The organism is Thermovibrio guaymasensis, assembly GCF_003633715.1.
In the GTDB taxonomy this organism is placed as follows: Bacteria; Aquificota; Aquificia; order Desulfurobacteriales; family Desulfurobacteriaceae; genus Thermovibrio; species Thermovibrio guaymasensis.
The window spans coordinates 629,033-646,049 of sequence record NZ_RBIE01000001.1; the positions used below are offsets into that span (position 1 = coordinate 629,033).

Annotated in this window: 12 protein-coding genes; 3 read left to right on the forward strand and 9 right to left on the reverse strand. The window is 43.4% G+C overall.

Annotation, left to right across the window (positions count from 1 at the left end; all coding sequences use genetic code 11):
- Genes ligA through C7457_RS03400 form a run of 3 tightly spaced genes read left to right on the forward strand, consistent with a single transcriptional unit; the run spans window position 1 to window position 7,211 of the window.
- Window positions 1-2,172 (forward strand): NAD-dependent DNA ligase LigA, encoded by a 2,172-nt coding sequence (gene ligA, locus C7457_RS03390; protein WP_121170032.1) that lies wholly within the window; start codon window positions 1-3, stop codon window positions 2,170-2,172.
- Between the two features lie 14 nt (window positions 2,173-2,186).
- On the forward strand, window positions 2,187-4,451 hold the full coding sequence (locus tag C7457_RS03395) for a hypothetical protein (protein ID WP_121170033.1): 2,265 nt from the start codon (window positions 2,187-2,189) through the stop codon (window positions 4,449-4,451).
- A gap of 9 nt (window positions 4,452-4,460) precedes the next feature.
- Window positions 4,461-7,211, forward strand: coding sequence for a DEAD/DEAH box helicase family protein (locus tag C7457_RS03400; protein WP_121170034.1), 2,751 nt, complete (start codon window positions 4,461-4,463; stop codon window positions 7,209-7,211).
- On the opposite strand, the gene C7457_RS03405 is transcribed toward C7457_RS03400, so the two are convergent.
- The 9 genes from C7457_RS03405 to C7457_RS03445 form a co-directional block, all read right to left on the reverse strand.
- Window positions 7,208-8,299 (reverse strand): ABC transporter permease, encoded by a 1,092-nt coding sequence (locus C7457_RS03405; RefSeq protein WP_121170035.1) that lies wholly within the window; start codon window positions 8,297-8,299, stop codon window positions 7,208-7,210. The genes C7457_RS03400 and C7457_RS03405 overlap by 4 nt on opposite strands.
- Window positions 8,296-9,402, reverse strand: coding sequence for an ABC transporter permease (locus tag C7457_RS03410; protein ID WP_121170036.1), 1,107 nt, complete (start codon window positions 9,400-9,402; stop codon window positions 8,296-8,298). Before C7457_RS03410 ends, C7457_RS03405 begins: the two co-directional genes overlap by 4 nt.
- Entirely contained in the window at window positions 9,371-11,227 is a 1,857-nt protein-coding gene (locus tag C7457_RS03415; RefSeq protein WP_121170037.1) for an ATP-binding cassette domain-containing protein, read from the reverse strand. The genes C7457_RS03410 and C7457_RS03415 overlap by 32 nt, the downstream gene beginning before the upstream one ends.
- On the reverse strand, window positions 11,224-11,562 hold the full coding sequence (locus tag C7457_RS03420; protein WP_484600297.1) for an HlyD family secretion protein: 339 nt from the start codon (window positions 11,560-11,562) through the stop codon (window positions 11,224-11,226). The genes C7457_RS03415 and C7457_RS03420 overlap by 4 nt, the downstream gene beginning before the upstream one ends.
- A 192-nt stretch (window positions 11,563-11,754) precedes the next feature.
- Entirely contained in the window at window positions 11,755-12,396 is a 642-nt protein-coding gene (locus C7457_RS03425) for an HlyD family secretion protein (protein WP_121170039.1), read from the reverse strand.
- A complete protein-coding gene (locus tag C7457_RS03430; RefSeq protein ID WP_170137341.1) occupies window positions 12,393-13,676 on the reverse strand; it encodes a TolC family protein in 1,284 nt (427 codons plus the stop codon). The genes C7457_RS03425 and C7457_RS03430 overlap by 4 nt, the downstream gene beginning before the upstream one ends.
- Window positions 13,600-15,183 carry a DHA2 family efflux MFS transporter permease subunit gene (locus C7457_RS03435; protein WP_121170041.1) on the reverse strand — a complete coding sequence of 528 codons (1,584 nt, stop codon included), beginning with the start codon at window positions 15,181-15,183 and terminating at the stop codon, window positions 13,600-13,602. The genes C7457_RS03430 and C7457_RS03435 overlap by 77 nt, the downstream gene beginning before the upstream one ends.
- Window positions 15,183-16,445, reverse strand: a complete 1,263-nt coding sequence (locus C7457_RS03440; protein ID WP_121170042.1) for an HlyD family secretion protein — start codon at window positions 16,443-16,445, stop codon at window positions 15,183-15,185. The genes C7457_RS03435 and C7457_RS03440 overlap by 1 nt, the downstream gene beginning before the upstream one ends.
- Window positions 16,442-16,999 carry a TetR/AcrR family transcriptional regulator gene (locus C7457_RS03445; protein WP_121170043.1) on the reverse strand — a complete coding sequence of 186 codons (558 nt, stop codon included), beginning with the start codon at window positions 16,997-16,999 and terminating at the stop codon, window positions 16,442-16,444. The genes C7457_RS03440 and C7457_RS03445 overlap by 4 nt, the downstream gene beginning before the upstream one ends.
- Window positions 17,000-17,017: the final 18 nt, after the last annotated feature.

Below are 17,017 nucleotides of genomic sequence, written 5' to 3' on the forward strand. Positions count from 1 at the left end.
ATGTATACAAAGCAGGAGGAGAGGGAGCTCCAGAAACTTACAGATGAACTCCTTAAGTTCATTGAAGGTAAGACGAAAGATTACTGGAAAAAGCTCTCAACAGAAGAGGCTAGAGAGATTGCAGAGAAGTTGAGGAAGGTAATCCGCTACCACGACTATAAGTACTACGTTCAGGCAAATCCGGTAATCTCAGACTACCAGTACGATAAGCTCTTCCATGTACTTAAGGACCTTGAAGAGGCCCACCCTGAAATAGTTACCCCAGACTCTCCAACCCAGAGGATTGCCCCCGCCTTTACCGGTGAGTTTGAGAAGGTAAAACACTACGCAGAGATGACTTCCCTTGAGAATACCTACTCTCCAGAGGACTTAAGGGAGTGGGATAGGAAGGTTAAGGAGCTTCTGGGGGTAGATGAAGTTGAGTACATAGTTGAGCCAAAGTTTGACGGTGCAAGCGTTGAGCTTGTTTACCAGAACGACCTCTTCGTTCGGGGTGCAACCAGGGGAGACGGAATTTACGGCGAGGACATTACAGTTAACCTTAGGACAATTAAGTCTATTCCTTTAAGGGCTCCCTTTTCAAAGTACGGTATAGACCTTATCTCAGTCCGAGGCGAAGTCATAATGCCAAAGAGCGTCTTTAAGAGGCTAAACGAGGAGAGGGAAAGGAAGGGGTTAACTCCATTTGCAAACCCTAGAAACGCCGCAGCCGGAACGATACGGCTTAAGAACCCTGCTGAGGTTGCAAAGAGGGGCCTTGACTGTTACGTCTATCAGATCCTCCACTCTGAGCCAAAGAGGCTGTGTGAGGATATAAGAACTCAGAAGGGAGCCCTTGAACTCCTTTCAAACTGTGGGTTTAAAACCCCTCCAATTCAAAAAATCTGTAAAAGCATTGATGAAGTGATAGAGACAGTTCTGGCGGCTCAAGAGGAGAGGGAGAGCTGGGACTTTGAGGCCGACGGAATGGTTGTAAAGGTAAACGATACCTGCGCTTGGGAGAAGCTAGGAGAAACCCTCCACCACCCCCGCTGGGCAGTTGCCTACAAGTTCCCGGCAAAACAGGCAGTAACTAAGCTTATTGACGTTGTCTGGCAGGTTGGAAGGACAGGAGCTCTAACTCCAGTTGCAATCCTTGAACCTGTTGAGGTCGGAGGGGTAATAGTCTCAAGGGCTACGCTCTTTAACCCAGACTTTATCAGGATGAAGGATATAAGGCTTGGGGACTACGTAATAGTTGAGAGAGCTGGTGAAACAATTCCCTACATAGTTGGTCCCGTTGTTGATAGGAGAACAGGGGATGAGAAGCCAATAGAAGTTCCAACCCACTGCCCTGTTTGTGGAGCTCCAATTGTTAAAGAGCTTGACGAGGCAGTTCCCCGTTGTCCTAACATTAACTGTCCAGCTCAGCTTAAGGAGCACTTAATCTACTGGGGAAAGGTCCTTGATATTAAAGGGCTTGGAGAGGCAACTGCAAACCAGCTTATGAAGAAGGGTCTCGTTAAATCTATTGCAGACCTATACTACCTTGATAAGAAAGATCTAATTAGGCTCCCCGGTTGGGGAATTAAGAAGGCCCAAAACCTTCTTGAGCAGATTGAGAAGTCAAAATCAGCTCCCTTCTGGAAGAAGTTAACCGCCCTTGGAATTCGCCACGTCGGTGAAAAGACCGCCCAGCTCCTTGCCAAGCGCTTTAAGAACATTAAGGAACTTATGGAGGCAGACTTTACCACTCTGGCCTCAATCCCCGGGATTGGCCCGATAACCGCAACCAGTATAAAGAACTTCTTTAAGGCCGAGCAGAACATTGAGATGATTAAACGCCTTGAAGAGGCAGGATTTAAGTTTGAAAGGACTCCTGAGGAGGAAGCAGAACAGGAGCTCCCAAAACCCCTTGCAGGTCAAAATATCGTCTTTACCGGAGAGCTTGACCACTTTACAAGGAAAGAGGCCCAGCACATTGTGGGGCTCCTTGGAGGAAACCCGACAAACTCTGTTACTCGTAGGACCAGTTTCGTCGTTGTAGGTAAGAACCCTGGCTCAAAGTACCAAAGGGCTCAGAAGTTAGGGATTAAGATGATTAACGAGGAAGAGTTTATTAATATGCTTAAGGAGTACGCTAAAGAGAACCCTGAAGTTAGGAAAATTCTTCAAGAAAAAGGCCTTCTTTAATTAAGGAGGAGGCTTTGGCGAGGAAGGAGATAGTCACGGGGAATGAGCTTCTCTTTTCATATCAGAGGGGAAAGAAAGTTTACCTATGTAGCTCTCAGACGTTCTACTCTGAGGTAGCCGGCGCTTACCTCCTCTACCCTCCCCTTTACTCTGAACTAGATGAGTACGTGAAAGTCTCAGATAGCTACCTCTGGAGTATTGCAAATCTTATGGCCGAAGGTTTAGCTGGAAGGGATGTGAAGGTAGAGCTCTTAAAGGCTGTAGAGGAAATTAACCGGTTGTTTGAAAAGGGGAGGGGAGTTCTTCCCTCAAAGAGGAGCTTTAGCTCTTTTAAATGGAGCCCTTTCCCAAGTAGGGAAGTAAATATTCCTTCAACTGGAAAAGGAGGTTTTCTTCACTTCATAAAGGAAGGGGGAAAGAGAGCCTTTTCCGTTTTCCTCTACGTTCCTGAAGCTGGGCCGACCAGTTGGTATGAGAGTAAAAAGAGGCTATATAGCAGGCTCTTACCTCTACTTCCAGAGGGTATGAAGAAGGAAATAGACTACCTATTAAGTAAGTGTTCTGATTCTCTCTTTGGACCTGTTGCAGGTTACTTCCTTAGACACGGAGAACCTCTAGATTGGAAGTTTTACTCAAGAACTAAAGATGGAGTATACAGGATTTACACTCTCTACCCTAAGAACCTAAAGTCGAGGAAGAGGTACTCAAAGGAGAAAGTTAAGGAGAGAGCCCTAGAAATTTTAAAAGGTTCTTTAGAGTACCAGTCGGTTTCGAGAAATCAGAAGCTAAAGGAGGTTGTTGAAAGGGAATTTGAGGAGCTCTACAACGCCTTTTCCCGCCTCCTTGAACTTACTTGGGACTTTCATAAGAACTACAGCAAACACCTTTTAAAAGCTTTAGACCTTGAGTTTAATGAGATCAAGGTTATTAACTACTCCCAAGAGTCTAGGAAAAAGGTTCCCTTCTCCGTTTCAGGTAGTAGGGTCGAGATAGAGAAGGCCAAAATCCTTCACTTTGGGAAGGGAGGAAAGGTAGTTAACCTCCTAAAAAGGAAGTTGGGAGAGTTCGGTGTAGAGGCAAGTTCAGTAAGCCTTGATTTTATACCTATTTTTGAAAAAGGAGCGGTAGTTAGGTTTAAGGGAGATAAAATCCTATTTAGACCTGGCTTCTTTTACCTTTCCCTTGGTTTAGCCCTTGCCCTTGCAAAGTTTGGGAAGGAAGGAGAGGCTATTTTCTTCCAGTTTCACGAGGGTAAGGAAGGTAGTCCCTGGTGGGATATAAAGAACCTTTTTCTGGACTTAACAAAGCGTATTTACAACTACGGTACCTCATATCCTAATCAAGGTTTTACTGATGAGCTTTACCCTACCTTGAAAAAGTACGCTTCTTACGTTGTACCTTATGCTCTTAACTCAGCGGTAAAGAGTGGAAAGAAGATAGAGGTCCTTTTTGACGTTAAAGGAGGGGACTTTAAGGTTCAAGGCCACTTAATAAGGGAGTTCTCTTCAGGTTACCTTGTTCCTTCCTGTGCAGTTGAAGAGTTGGGAGTAGAACCGTTAACCCTTAAACACAGGCTCTTTAAGGTTTACGAATACACTATTGAGAGCTCCTACGAAGGAGTAAAAACGAAGATTAAGTTCTTAGGTAGGGTTATGAGGCTTGCTGGAGGTGAGGAGGCAAAGGTTGGAAACCTTCCAGCTAAGTTAATAAATCCGATAATCCTTACCTCAGATAAGTTAACCTCTCCTGAGAAAATTAAAGATACAGTACTTCAGGCCTTTCACAGTAGTGGCTTTGAAGGGGAGCTCCTCATAGTTCAAACCAATCCCGATTACCCGATTACCCACTTTATAAAGAGGGGAGTTCTTAAAAAGGCCTTTATCCTTCTAAAGTCTGAAGGTGGTACCCATACTAAAGTAATAGAGGACGTTATGGGAGATGAGGCCAACAAAAGGCACTTCTGGACTCTTTTTGCTCCTCTTCCGCCTACAGCTAAGAAACTTTTAAAAGACGAAGGTTTTGTAACTTCCCACGGGATTACCTACCTTCCTTTCCTATCGGGGGAGCTCTGGACTGAAGGAGCTCCTTACTTGAAGTTCCTTTTCCTTACCTACGGGATTTTCCAATCTGACCTCTCTAATGACTTTGCAAAGGAAAAGGAGTACTTAAAGGATTCAGGGGGACTTAGTGTAGTAAGGAAAGGTTCTACGTTTAAGTTCCCAAAAAACGGCCTGATTATTGAGGGTGCTTCAAGGATCGCCAGCGTTCTCTGTATTTGAGGATTAACTGTGGTTGTTAACGATTTAAGACCCTTATTCGGTAAGCTTTTTGAACTCTCCTTTATTAAAAGGGCTTCAGAAGTTTGGGGCTTTAAAGTTCCTATAGTTGAAAGGGAGATTTCCACTTTAACGTCTCTACTGAAGGATTGGGAAGTAGACCCCGATTTTTCAAATAGGTTTTTAAAAGCCGGAACTGTTGCTTTTGACGAGTATCTCAAATTCTTAAGCCAGGCCATAACCTCCCAGGTGGGGAAGTTTAAATTCCTGTCCTTTGAGGAGAGGGTCCTTTACCAGGAAGAACTACTTCCTCTCTCTTACCAGAATGCAGATTTTATTGCCTACTTAAAAGGTGAATGTGGTACAGTTGCTGTCGTTTTGGAGCTAACCACTTCAGGCGTTTTTGAGCTCTTTTACAACTTCTACCACGGTAGAATTGATGAGGGATTAAGTTCCCTTTCGAGGCCGGATATCTTTGTTCCTGTTAACTACTTAACCTCCTCCCTCTTTGAATTTTCAAAGGAGATTTCAGCTTACCTTAATAACCTTGATAGGTTAGGCATTCCGTTTTCAGAATTAGAGGCCATCAAGTTCGCTCAGGTACTTGGATACGCCATTTCCCATAAGCTTGATAGGGAATGGCACGAAAAGAGAGCGGACTACTACTTTATCGGAGTAGTTTCTCCAGTATTTGAGATGCCAAGCGGCCTTTTCAAGGCTGACGGTAGTGATGAGGAGCTTGAAGAGATTTTAGAGAGTTTAAGAAATTACTACAGTAAGAGGAAAAACTTAGGTAATGTAAGTTGTGTTATAGAAAAGGTAGCTGAGAAGGAAACTTGCGAGCTTTACAGTGAAAAGCTTGGCTCAATAAAAGAGGTAAGAGCTAGAGTGGAGAGGGGTATTTTGGAATCTGAAAGGGGAAAGCTCTACCTTATGGTTCACCCGGCAGGTAGTGGTAAGACTACTTCCGTCTTTAAACTCATCAAAAGTTTGAGGGAAAGGGGAGAAAGGGTTTTCCTCTTTTACTTTTCCCCGAGGAAGAGGATAAATGAGGATAAGAGAGAAAAATTCTCTAATGAATTGGGAGGTAAGCTCCTTTCAACTGAACGGGAATTTTCCTCAGGTGATTCGTACAGTGGTTTTTGGACTGGAGGTTTCAGGAAGGGGAAGCTATCCTCTGCAAAGGCAGACCTTGAAAATAGAATTAGGTTAGGTGAAGACCTTGATCTTGTTGGTCTTTTCTCAACTATTCACTCAGTTGCAAGGGTTTACGGTAGGAGTACTGCTGAGAAAGTTAGAGAAATGGCCAAGCTTTGGCTTGAATATGGGAAAGGGAACGGAACCATTATCGTTGTTGTTGATGAGCTTACCGGTAGTGAAGGGGGATTGGTCTCTTTAAAAGACTTGATTGATGCTCTCTCAAGGGAAGGACTTTTAAATAGAACCTATCTCTTTGGACTTGATGCTAACCTTTTGTGTGGTGAAGTTGTTGATAATTACGTTAAGTGGGTAAAGGATTTCCTTGATAAAGGTTTGACAGCTCCAGAGCTCCTGTTAAGGGTTACTGAGGAGAATTTTCAGAGGACCCTTCATAATTACTCTTCAAAGACTGCTGAAGATTTCTTTGGAGTTCCCACTATTGTTGATAGCCAGCCTGCCTTCATTGGAAGAAGCTTGAAGCTAGTAACCAGGTGGGAGCTCCTACCAAAGCCTAAAAGCAGGGAGGAGAGGTTAGGCCTTTTAGCAAAGAAACTTGCCGATTGGCTACTGTTGAAGGGAAAAGGAACCTTCTGTTACATTCAGGATAGGGAAGTTGCAGCTAAGCTTTCTTTACTTTTAGAATCTAAAGGGTATCGGGTTGGGATTTATACTGCCTATAGCTTTAGCGAGGACTTTAAAGGTTGTGACTTTATTATCGGTACCTCGTCAATATCAAGGGGAATTGATGTACCCTTTAATAAAGCCCTAATCCTTATTCCCTCTTTCTTACCTGAAGTTCAGCTTGGGGAAGTTTACCAAGCAGTTTCAAGGATAAGGCAAGGGAAAGGGGATGAAGGTGAAAAGGAGGTAGAGTTTGTTTACATAGGTTTTGAAGGAGATAAAAAAGAGTACAGAAAGCTTTGGGAGTTTAGGGCTTTTAAAGTTGTAGATTTGGCTAAGGAGATTGTCCTTTCTTACTTCCTTAAGAGTAAATCCCACAGAACAGTTGTTCTCCCTCCAACTAGGGAACATACAGGGGATGAGGTAAATATTATTAACTCATTAATTGAAGTTGAAAGGCTTACCGGCGTTCCCGTTTATTCAGCCTCATCTACCACGAGGACTTCTATTTCCTCTCCTGATAAACCTCCCTTAAAGTTCTGTTATCCCTTTAGACTCTATAGAGGCTATGGAACTTTAACTGTAAGCGTTAGGCTTTTAAGGAAAGCCCTTTCCTTATTAAAAACCCTTTTAAAAGAAGAGGGAGTTAGGAAAGAAAGGATAGGAGAGCTAATAGGTATGATTGAAGAGTTAATTAGAGCAGAGGGTAGGAAATTGGTTCCGAACCTCCAGGTGGCTGTTAATAGTGTTTTAACTGAGACTTTTAAAGACAAAATTAAGGGTCTTTCCTATCGGGGGAAGTCTGTTGACCTCCTCATGGCTGAAGGTGGAATAGGCTTTTCTGCCCAGGTTCTTCCTCAAGGGGCAATAGCTTTCGTTTTAAGGAGGGAAAGGTCCTCTTGTTTTGGCTCAGTTCCAAAGGTTCCGTTGGAAAGCCTCTAAGATTTCTTCTTTAAGAAGAAAGTTCCAGCTGTAAAGAGAGCTCCCCCTAAAATTAGAAGGGCGTAAATCTGATCCCTTAACTCCCAGAGGGATCGCCCTTTTATAGCTATAGAGAGAGCTCCGTTTATGTAGTACTTAAGGGGGGATAAGGCCGACAGCCACTGAAGTATTTTTGGCATACTCTCTATCGGAGTCCAGCTTCCTGATAGGTATAAAACAGACACTAAAATTAAGATCGTTAGCTGTGAAACTTGAAGCATGTTCTCCGATATTGAGGCTATAAAGAGGGAAAGTCCCGTTGTTGTAAATGCGTATGCTGCAGTTAAGAGTAGGAAGTCTATCTCCTTTCCGTGAAAGGGAACTCCTGAAAGCTTTTCAACGGTAAAAAACAGTGCAAGGGCAGTAAAGATTAAAACGAGAATGGACATTGCAATAACCTTTACTGTAGTGAAAAACTCAATAGGTACCGGTGAGACGAGGAGCATTTCAACATTTCCCCTCTCCTTTTCAATAACGATTGCGGCAGCAGGAAGGAGGAGGAGGAAGAGGGTAATTACGGTTAAGAGCTCCGAGTAGGCCATAAATACTTTACTTGAGGCGTTCTGGTTGAAGAAAATCCTTGGCCTAACTTCAATCCAGCTCCCTCCTCTCATAAAGTTTCCTGTCAGGAAGGTATAGATTATCTGCTCTGCGTATGCTGAAAAGAGGTAACTTGAGGAGATTTCAGCTCCGTTTACCAAAACTCCAACTTCTAACCTCTTTCCCTCCTTTATGTTCTTTTCAAACTTCTGTGGAATTTCAATAACTCCGATTGCCCTATCATCAAGGAGAACTTTGTCTATCTGGTCGTCGTCCATTAAGTAGCCTTTAAAGTTAAAGTAGTACGGGGGGAACTTTGATATTAGCTCCCTTGATAGAAATGAGTAATCCCTATCCTGAGCGTAAAAGGAGGCGTTTTTTAAAGTTAGGTCAATTCCCGTTGCCGCTAAGTAGATGTCAAGGGTAAAGGCGTAAACTGTAAAGATTAAAAGTCCCCTATTCCTCATAAACTGTAAGAACTCCTTATAAAGGAGGACTAAGAACTTCATTTTTCCCTCTTTTTAAATGTTACGTACGTAATCAGGTAAACCGAAACTAAAAACAGGATTAAGACTGCCAGTTCCCTCCACAGGACGCTAAGAGGGGCTCCTTTAAAGAAGATACCCTTTATGAACTTTAAGTAGTAATAGGTTGGTATTATGTGAGCGGTTATGTAACCGCTCATATCCATTGAAGAGACCGGTGTCATATAACCTGAGTATAGAACTGAGGGAACAACTGTTAGTATTGTTGTCCCAATAAATGCAGCTGCTTGTGAAGAGAAAAGGTTTGATATTAAAAGACCAAAACTTACAGAAACCGCAACGTAAATTAAACTTCCAATAACCATTAAAAGGGTGCTACCCTTTTGGGGAACTCCAAATAGGAGAACTGTCATTCCGTAGCATATGAGGAAGACCGGTATTGAAATGGTAAAGCCTGCGAGTAACTTCCCCATTAAGAACTCTCCCTTGGTTATGGGGGAAGAGTAAACGTTGTATATTGAGCCCATCTCTTTCTCTTTGACGATTAGTAGGGCTGAGAAGACTGCAGGCGATATTAGAAGGACAACTGCAAGGGTCCCTACTGCAATTATGTAGTCCTGATTGAGGGATTCGTTAAACCAGTACCTGCTCTTTACCTTTAAAACATCCTGAAGTTTTAACCTATCAAGGTTTTCCTTTACCGTTATTCCTTCAACGTAAGACTTTATTACCGTTGCCCTGTAGGGAAAGGTTCCGTCAATTATTGCCTGATACCTTGTGTTCTTTCCCTCCTTAAACTTCTCCTCAAACTTCGGCGGAAATACCAGTAGAAATCTGATCTTCTCATCTGTAATTAGGTCAATACCCCTCTTATAAGAATTGACTTCCCCTTTAAAGTCAAAATACTCCCTGTTTGCCTTAAACTTTTCGGCTATCTCCCTAGATAGGGAGCTCTTGTCAAGGTCAAATACTCCAAAAGGAACTTTTTTTACTTCTAACTTCATTCCATATCCGAAGATTATCATCATAGATACAGGGACAAAGAGGAAAGTAATTAACCCGATAGGGTCTCTGAGGAGCTCCTTAACCTCCTTCTTAACTATTCCCCATACTCTTTTCCACTTCATTTACAAAGACGTCCTCCATTGAAATCTCGCCCCTCTTTACTCTTAAAACCTTAACCCCTGCTTCCTTTAGCCTGTTGAGGTCAAGTTCTCCCTTTACGAATACCTTTACCTTCTTCCCGTAAATTACCGCTTTAAACCCAGACTTTTTTAACTTTTCCTCTGCCTCAAATGGGTTTTTAGTGTAAACTATGAAAGGTTCTCCCAACTCCTCTTTAGTTCTCTTTTTGAGCTCGTCGGGAGCTCCCACTGCAACTGCCCTTCCCATGTTCATTAAGAGGAGCCTGTCGCAGTACTCAGCTTCGTCAAGGTAGTGGGTCGTAACTAAAACTGTTGCTCCAAAGTCTTTAGAGTAAGTCCTTATTACCTGCCAAAAAACGTCCCTCTCAGCCGGGTCAACTCCGCTTGTCGGCTCGTCAAGGAAAACGATCGGGGGTTTGTGAAGGAGGGCTGAGAGGAGGGAAACCCTCTGCTTTATCCCAAGAGGAAGAGCCTTTACTTTTACCTTAAGGTAGCTTTCAAAGCCTAAAATATGTGCAGTTCTACTTACGATTTCCTCTACCTCTTCTAAACTTACGCCATAAACGGCTCCCCAGAGCTTAAGGTTTTCCATAACGGTTAGGTCTGTATAGAGTGAGAACTTCTGACTCATGTAGCCGATTATCTCTTTTATCTTCCTCCTTTCCCTCTCCCCGGCAACTAAAATTTCTCCCTCTGTTGGCTGGTAAAGGCCTAAGATTGTCTTTATTAGAGTTGTCTTACCTGCACCGTTTGGTCCAAGTAGTCCGAAAATTTCTCCACTCTTTATAGTAAAACTAACTCCGTTAACTGCCTTAAAGTCTCCAAAGGCCTTAACTACGTTCTTCACCACTACTGCCTCTTCAGGAGGGATGGTTTTCGGCCTTAGAATTTCAGGAAGTTTCACTCTCTTTAGCCCCACCTTTTCAACGAAGAAGTCCTCAATTTCCGGCTCAACTTCCCTTATTTCCACTTTGAGGCCTTTTAATACTTCCCTTATCCTTTCGCCTTTACAGACAGCCCTTACCTTTTTCCCCTTCAGTCTAACTGTATTCGTTATTTCCCACAGCTTCTCGTAAGCCTTTCTGTAGTCCTCTCCTTCAACTACAAATACCCTTCCCTTTGTCCTTGCAACCTCCTCCGGCTCGCCCTGAGATAGGGCCTCTCCTCCCTTCATTAGCAAGATGGAGCTCCCCCTCTCTGCCTCATCAAGGTAGGAGGTTGCAACCATTACGGTTACCCCTTCCTTTACAAAGTCGTAGATTAACTTCCAGATTTCCCTCCTTGAAACGGGGTCAACTCCGGTTGTCGGCTCATCAAGTATTAAAAGCTCAGGTTTGTGAATGAGGGCACAGCATATCCCGAGTTTCTGCATCATTCCGCCTGATAGTTTCCCGGCCTTTCTCTCTTTAAAGGGGTAAAGGCCGGTTACTTTGAGAAGGAGCTCCATCCTCTCTCTCTTTTCCCTTTCACTAACTCCGTAAAGGTCTGCAAAGAACTCAAGGTTTTCTTTAACTGAGAGCCTCTTATAGAGGTTGTGCCCCAATCCCTGAGGCATGAAGGAGATTTTCTCTCTTACCTTTTGAAATTCCCTTTCCCTGTTTGGGTCCTTTCCAAATACCCTTAAACTTCCTCCGTCGTACTTTATAACTCCCGCTGTAGACTTGAGAACTGAAGACTTTCCAGCCCCATCAGGTCCAATGAGAATGTAGACCTCCCCCTTATCAACCTTAAAGTCAAGCCCCTTTACTGCAATAACCTTTCCTCTTCTGTAAGTTACAGTTAACCCTTTACCTTCAACTACTCTCATTCCTTAACTTCCAGATAACAGTCCGCAGGCATTCCCGGCTTTAAGACGAACTTAGGGTTTTCAATCAGCCTCAGCTTGACTTTAAACACCTGTTTTACCCTTTCCTCCTTAGTTTGAACCTCCTTAGGGGTGAACTCTGCCCTCGTGCTAACGTAGGTTAGAACTACAGGGAACTTTCTCTTCGGGTAGGCATCAACGACCAAGTAGCCCTTCTGCCCTACGTGGAGAAGGCCAACTTTGCTCTCAGGGACGTACCCTTCAAAGTAGAGCTTATTCAGGTTGTAGAGGGTAAAAAGACTTGCTCCCGCTCCAACAACCTCTCCCGGCTCAACCATCTTCTCCGAAACTACTCCGTTAATTGGAGAGGTAATTTTCAGGTTCTCTAAAACTACCTCAACTTCCTCTAAGCTCCCCTTTAAGCTCTTAGCCCTGTTAAGAGCTCCCTTGTAGAGCTCCTCCTTTGCCTCAATTGACCTTTCGGTGGCCCTTATTTCCTTCTTTAGGGCCTCTATTTCCCTTTTCCTGTTTTAGGCAAGCTTAACTCCTTTCTCTGCTTCCTTTATGAGAGCTCTTGCTCCCTCAACTGCAGCCTCGGCACTTTTATAGCCGCTTTCAGCCTCCCTCAGCCTCAGCAATGCTTCCTCATACCTGCTCTTAGAGATAACTCTCCTTTCGTAAAGCCTCTTAAACCTCTCGTAGTCCTTTTTTACCTTCTCTAAGGTTGCCTCTGCCCTATACTTTTGAGCTAAGGCCCCTTTTAAAGAGGCCTTTGCCCTCTTTAACTTCTCTTTAGAGACCTTAATTGAAAGGGAAACCTCTCTTTCAAATTCCCTCAGTTTTTCCCTCTGTGCGGCCAACTTCTCCTTTAAGAGCTCCACCTCTTTCTTTAGCGCCTCAGCCTCCTTTAGAGCTCCTTGGTAAGCCTTCTCTGCCGCTTCCCTCCTTGCCTTAACCTCTTTTGAGTCAAGGAAGGCAAGGATTTCTCCTTTCTTAACCTCATCGCCCTCATCAACGAAAACTTTCTCCACTTTTCCTGCATACTTTGTAGCAACGTCGTACTCGTCTCCCTCTATCCTGCCGTTTATGTATAAAACTCCTTTCTCTTCATTTTTACATGAGGAAACAAAGAAGGGGACCAAGACCAAAATCAGGGCCAAAAACCTTTTCATAGTTTCCCTCCGACTGCGTACTCAAGCTGAGCCAATGCTTTATAGTAGTCTGCGACTACTTTAACTAAGGAGGACTTCGCACACGTTAGGTAGGCTATTGCATCAATAACTTCAGTAGAGGTTCCGACGTGCTCCTTGTACCTCTCCTTTGAGTCCCTTAAGAGCTCCTTTGCCTCCTCTACCCTCTTCCTTGCAGCTTCAATTCTCTTTAAAGCTGTGTCAATGTTTGTGCAGGCTGAAACTACTTGAAGCCTAACCTGCCTCTTTACCTCTTCAAGCTTCCCTTTTATTTTTAACTTCTCTTCCCTGCTCCTCTTTAGCTCCCAGAACCTCTTACTTCCCTCAAATATGGGAACCGATATTCCAACGCTTGTGCTCTTGTTTGAAAAGTTGCCATTTAAGGGGTACTGGTCGGTCTTTGAGTAGGAGAGTTTCAGGAAGGCCTGGGGCATAAACTGGCTCTTTGCAAGGTCAACTCCCCTTTCTGCTGCCCTTAAAAAGAGTTTTACCTGTTTTATAGCTGCCCTTTCCTTTAGTGCCCTTTCAACTAACTCCTCAGGGTTAAACCTCCTTCCTTCAACCTCAAGGTTAATTTCCCCCTTTGGCTCAAAGTCAAAATCCCCTGAGTCAACCCTTAACTTCTCAAGGGCTACCCTGTAGTAGCCTATAGCCTCCTTTAACCTCTCCTCTGCCTCGCTTACCTTTACCTCTGCCTCAAGGAGGTCTCTCCTTGGAACTATCTCCTCATCAAAGAAGGCCTTTACCACCCTGTAGTGCTCCTTTGCGCTCTTTAGTGACTCTTTAGCTGTTTCTACCAGCGCCTTTGCCTTCAGAACCTCGTAGTAGTCCTCCTTTACCCTTTCAACGATTAGGTTTTTAACCTCCTCAAGGTAAAACCTGTAACCTTCCTTCTGGCTCTTCTTTACCCTGATCAGGTTTAAAATCCTCTCCCCTGTGAATAAGGGAGTTTGGAGTGAGAGCTCCTCTTGGTAGAACTTCCTCTTAAATAGGGAAAATGAGGTCGGAGGGAGAGCTCCTCCCAGAACCTCCATCGTGTAGGAAGGGGTATCTGAAAGGTCTGTGTACGAATAGCTGAACTTAACTTCCGGTAGGTAGTTGCCAAAAGCCTTTTTAACCTCGTACTCAGAGGCCTTCAGCTGCCTCTTAGCTTGCTCAATCTGGGGGGAGCTCTTTAGAGCAGTTTCAATTAGGCTCTGGAGCTCCCCTGCTATGCCCAGAGTTGGCATTAGGGTTAGTGTTACTATCAGTGCTAATCTCATCCTCTTCCTCCGTAAATAGTGCAGGTATGAGGGTTGAAATCCCGCAGATAGTTGCAAAGAAAAATGCATCTGCAAACGAGTGCCAGAATGCGTGTTTTGTGTAGAGCGTTCCAAGGATAGCGTTTGCCTTTTCACTTAACATCGGCTTTACAGTTGACATCTCGTAGTAAAGGTGGTTTTTTACTTCCGTTAGGAAGGAGATTACTTGAGGGCTTTGAGAAGAGACTTTTTCGGCCATCCTTATGAGGTGTTTATCCTGTGATGAGATTAAGATGTAAGTTGAAATTGCGGTTCCTACGCTTCCCCCTACGAGCCTTAAGAGATTCTGAAGACCAGAGGCCTGTCTTAGGAGCTCTCCCTTAAAGTTTCCAAGTGAAATCTGAGAAAGTGCAGGGAAGAAAAAGCCCATGCCTGATGCCCATGGTAGTAAGTAAATTACTATTTCAAACTTGTTCATATCAAGGTCAAGCTTAGTCTGAAGGTAAGTTCCGACTGTGAAGATAACGATTCCGGCTATTATTGATAGCTTCTTTGAAATGACTTTCTTGTCAATCAAAAGGCCGACGACCAAACTTACAACTCCCGTGGCAAGGGATGGCCACAGGAGGATTTCACCTGCCGTAATTGTGGGGTAACCCCTTAACTTCTCAAGGTAGAGGGGAAGTAGGAAGTAGGAAGCGTATACTCCCATTCCAAATATTGATAGGGAGATTACTGGGTAGCTAAAAAACTTGTATTTAAACAGTTTCAGGTTAATTAACGGGTTTTTTGTCTTTATCTCCCACCAAACAAAGAGTACTGTAGAGATAGAGGAAGTGTATAGGAGGCTTACAGTCTTTTCGTCTTTCCATCCCCAGCTGTTTCCCTTTGAGAGGGCTATTATGAGGGTAGTTAGGGCTATGCCTAGAAGGGATAAACCTAAGTAATCTAAAGGCCTAACCTCTTTTTCCTTAACATTTTCCAGTAGGAGTGTTAAGAAGTAAACTACTAAAACGCCGGGAATTAGGTTAACGTAGAAAATCCACCTCCAGTTAAAGTGCTCAGTTAAGTACCCTCCCAAAGTTGGCCCTAAAGAGGGGCCAAATGTTGCTCCGAGGGCGAACATTCCCATTGCAGTTCCCCTTTTCTCCGAGGGAAAGAGCTCAAAGAGGAGCGTCATTGTCATTGGAACTGCTAAGCCCTCTCCAATTCCCTGAAAGACCCTTCCTAAGATCATTGTGTCAAGGTTGGGGGCAGCTCCACACAGGGCGCTCATAACTGTAAATAGTCCAATTCCCAAAAGGTAAGTATTCCTGTGGCCCAGCTTTCCACCGAGCCAGCCGACAACGGGCATTGCAACTGCTGAAGCTATCATGTAGGAGGTAATTACCCACTGAATGTCGTCTGGGTCAGCGTCAAAGGCACTCATCATGTGGGGAAGTGCAATGTCAACAATCGTCGTATCAAGTAAGGTCATGAACATTCCGGCAACTATGAGGATTCCTTTTAAAAAGAGCCCTTTATCCATTACTCTTTCTCAATAAAGAGGTTTACGTTCGTTCCTGGCTTAATGCACTTTAGAGGAACTCTTTTGAGCTTCACTTTAACAGGAACCCTCTGGGTCACTTTTGTGTAGTCTCCCTGAGAAGTGTCCCTCGGAATCAGAGCAAATACTGAGCCTGCAGACTTACCGATGGAGATAACCTCCCCCTCAAATTCTTCTCCGCACGCTTCAAGCTCTGCCTTTGCCTTACTTCCAACTCTTATGAACTTGATTTTGTCCTCGTCTATCCAACCTAAGACGTAAAATGTCTTAGGGTCGTAGATTGAATATACTGGAAGGCCGGGAGAAACGAAGTCTCCTATTTCCTTCCACTTCTTGGCAACGTAGCCGTTTACCGGTGATACTACTTGGGTATTTCTGAGAAGTTCCCTTGCCTTCTCAAGCTGTGCCCTTTTACTCTTTATTTCCTCTTTTATCTGTTTGATTGACTTCTTTAGCTCATCTATCTTCTTTAGCTGGGCCTTGGCTGATTTAACCCTTTCTTTAAGGGCGAAGTTCCTTTCTTTCAGGCTTTCCAACTCTTTTTCTAAGGCTGCCACTTTTAACTTCAAGCTCTTTGCCCTTTTAAGTTCCTCTTCTGAGTTCTTTACCCTTGATTGGGCTTCTTTTAGGTTTGCTAGAGCTCCGTAGTAAGCCGCTCTAATTTCCTCATACTGCTGCTTTGATACGACCCTTCTTTTGTATAGGTTCTTATACCTTTTGAACTTTTTCATTGCAGTTTTGTAGGTTTCTTCAGCTGCTCTCTGGGAAGCCTTTGCTGCATTTAAGTTGGCTTTAGCGCTTCTGACTGCCGTTCTGTAGTTAACTTTAGCAATTTCAATTTCCTTCTTAAGCTCTTCAATTTGTTTTAAAGAAGCTCTGTAGCTCTTAACGGCCTCTCTGTAGTTTGCTGGAAGTTCCTCTTTGAGCCTTTCTAGCTCTACTTCCAGTTTCTCCCTGTTTTCCTCCAATCCTTTTACTGCGTGTTCAAAGGACTTTACATCTTCCCTGTAGACCTTATCGTCAATTTTAAAAAGGGGAGCTCCTTTCTTTACCTCTTCGTACTCCTCTTTAAAGAGTTTAACTACCTTTCCCGAAACTTTCTGTGTTGAAACGTTAACGATGTCTGCCATCTGAAAGGCGTTATCGGTTATGACGAACCTGTAGTGCTGGTAGAAAAAGTGAGCTACCCATAGAGTTACTCCAATAACTATTAAGCTTCCTAATAAAATGGAAATTCTTTTCATTTTTCTTCACCTCGCTTCTCTGTAAAAAGTTCTACTAACTTCTTAACAATTTTCTCTAATTTCTTCTCATCAATTTCCGATTCTAAGAAGATTTCCTCTGATAGGAAGTATCCAAACAGTGATGAATGAAATAGCCTTGCAGTTTCTTTATCTGAAGAGAGAATTTCTGCTATTATTGAGTCAAGTCTACTGATGAATTCTCTGTAAATTTCAGATACTTCTTCTGAGTGGGGAGATATTTCTGAAAGGAGAATCTTTATAAAGTTTTTTTTCTCCTTAAGGGAACGAATTATTTCCTCTGCTACCTTTTCAAGCTTTTTCTCTATCGAAAGAGATTTTTCCGTTTTTATTTTCTCTATGTCGGGTAATACTGAAAACTTGTTTAAAACCTCTTCAAAGAGTTCCTTTTTGCTCTTAAAGTAGCGGAATAGGGTTACTTCTGAAATTCCGGCCAATTTGGAAATTTCCTTAGTCGTTGTTCCAATGTACCCTTTTTCGGAAAAGCACTTGTAGGCTGATTCAACAATTCTTTCTCTGGTCTTAGTCGTTCCCATTTTAGCCCTCTTAGTTAG

Bases quoted from the DNA above. Each gene is read 5' to 3' on its own strand.
- ligA (WP_121170032.1), top strand. From the start codon at position 1: ATGTATACAAAGCAGGAGGAGAGGGAGCTCCAGAAACTTACAGATGAA.
- C7457_RS03405 (WP_121170035.1), bottom strand. From the start codon at position 8,299: ATGAAGTTCTTAGTCCTCCTTTATAAGGAGTTCTTACAGTTTATGAGG.
- C7457_RS03410 (WP_121170036.1), bottom strand. From the start codon at position 9,402: ATGAAGTGGAAAAGAGTATGGGGAATAGTTAAGAAGGAGGTTAAGGAG.
- C7457_RS03415 (WP_121170037.1), bottom strand. From the start codon at position 11,227: ATGAGAGTAGTTGAAGGTAAAGGGTTAACTGTAACTTACAGAAGAGGA.
- C7457_RS03420 (WP_484600297.1), bottom strand. From the start codon at position 11,562: ATGGTTGAGCCGGGAGAGGTTGTTGGAGCGGGAGCAAGTCTTTTTACC.
- C7457_RS03425 (WP_121170039.1), bottom strand. From the start codon at position 12,396: ATGAAAAGGTTTTTGGCCCTGATTTTGGTCTTGGTCCCCTTCTTTGTT.
- C7457_RS03430 (WP_170137341.1), bottom strand. From the start codon at position 13,676: ATGAGATTAGCACTGATAGTAACACTAACCCTAATGCCAACTCTGGGC.
- C7457_RS03435 (WP_121170041.1), bottom strand. From the start codon at position 15,183: ATGGATAAAGGGCTCTTTTTAAAAGGAATCCTCATAGTTGCCGGAATG.
- C7457_RS03440 (WP_121170042.1), bottom strand. From the start codon at position 16,445: ATGAAAAGAATTTCCATTTTATTAGGAAGCTTAATAGTTATTGGAGTA.
- C7457_RS03445 (WP_121170043.1), bottom strand. From the start codon at position 16,999: ATGGGAACGACTAAGACCAGAGAAAGAATTGTTGAATCAGCCTACAAG.